This is a genomic window from Caldimonas taiwanensis NBRC 104434, from assembly GCF_001592165.1.
In the GTDB taxonomy this organism is placed as follows: Bacteria; Pseudomonadota; Gammaproteobacteria; order Burkholderiales; family Burkholderiaceae_C; genus Caldimonas; species Caldimonas manganoxidans.
The window spans coordinates 1-833 of record NZ_BCWK01000085.1; the positions used below are offsets into that span (position 1 = coordinate 1).

The 833-nt window shown below is 70.5% G+C and carries 2 protein-coding genes and 1 pseudogene; all 3 read right to left on the reverse strand.

The annotated features are described in order from the left end of the window. Nucleotides 1-167 (reverse strand): annotated as a pseudogene (locus CTA01S_RS16690) (phage portal protein); the annotation flags it as partial. Then, the gene (locus CTA01S_RS16245) at nt 167-388 is read right to left on the reverse strand and encodes a phage head-tail joining protein (RefSeq protein WP_062196864.1); all 222 of its coding nucleotides are present in this window, start codon (nt 386-388) and stop codon (nt 167-169) included. The gene CTA01S_RS16245 and the pseudogene CTA01S_RS16690, both read right to left, overlap by 1 nt. Next, on the reverse strand, nt 388-780 hold the full coding sequence (locus CTA01S_RS16250) for a hypothetical protein (protein ID WP_062196865.1): 393 nt from the start codon (nt 778-780) through the stop codon (nt 388-390). The genes CTA01S_RS16245 and CTA01S_RS16250 overlap by 1 nt, the downstream gene beginning before the upstream one ends. Between the last annotated feature and the right edge of the window lie 53 nt (nt 781-833).

Here is an 833-nt window from a genome sequence, read left to right on the forward strand (position 1 = left end):
GCGAGATCGCGGCTCTTGGCGCGCAGTTCGTTCTGCGTGAAAGCCAGCGCCGCGACCGCCCCGGGATTGCCGACCTGCCAGGCCACGGCCCTGCGGCCGCCGCCCACGCCGTCGTAGGTGGGGCTGGTGCCGAGCAGCCGGCGCTTGAGGGTGTGCAGCCAGCCCATCACGTCCCCTTGGTCGTGTGAAGGCGGATCTGCCGCGGTGCGCCGGGCCACAGCCCCGTGGCCACGGCCTGTTCGTGCAGGTCACGCTTGACCGCCCGGATGGCGGCTTGCAACTCCTCGATCGAGCGGTACTCGACCGTCTTGTCGCCGAAGCTCACGCGCTTCTCGCCCTTGGCGAGCGCGGCTTGCAGGGCCTCGAGGTCGGCTTGGGTGTAGGCCATCAGCGGTAGACCACGAGGTCGATCTCGGGGGAGTCGGCGAACGACGCCGCGGTGGTCGCGCAGCCCACATCGACGTGCGTCGGCGTCTTCTCGTCGGCGGTCGCGCGCACGATCAGCAGCCGCTGCGTGCCGCTGTTGGTGCTGCTGCGGGCCACGCCCACCCAGCAGTAGTTCGCGTCCGGCAGCGGGCTGGCGAAGTGCACGCGGTAGCGCCCTGCGGCCAGCCGCGTGACCGAGGCGACGTTGTGCGCGGCCCGCACGACGATCTGGTTGCCGACATAGCCGAAACACACCCAGGCGCGGGCCAGCCCCGGATGGCTGGCATCGATCTTGGTCTTGACCTCCAGGCCGATGCGGCTGGCCAAGGCGGCGATGCGCGCAGCCAGACTCATCAGAGCAGCGCCCCTTCGAAGATCGCGACGAAGTCGGTGTCGGTGTCGCCCAC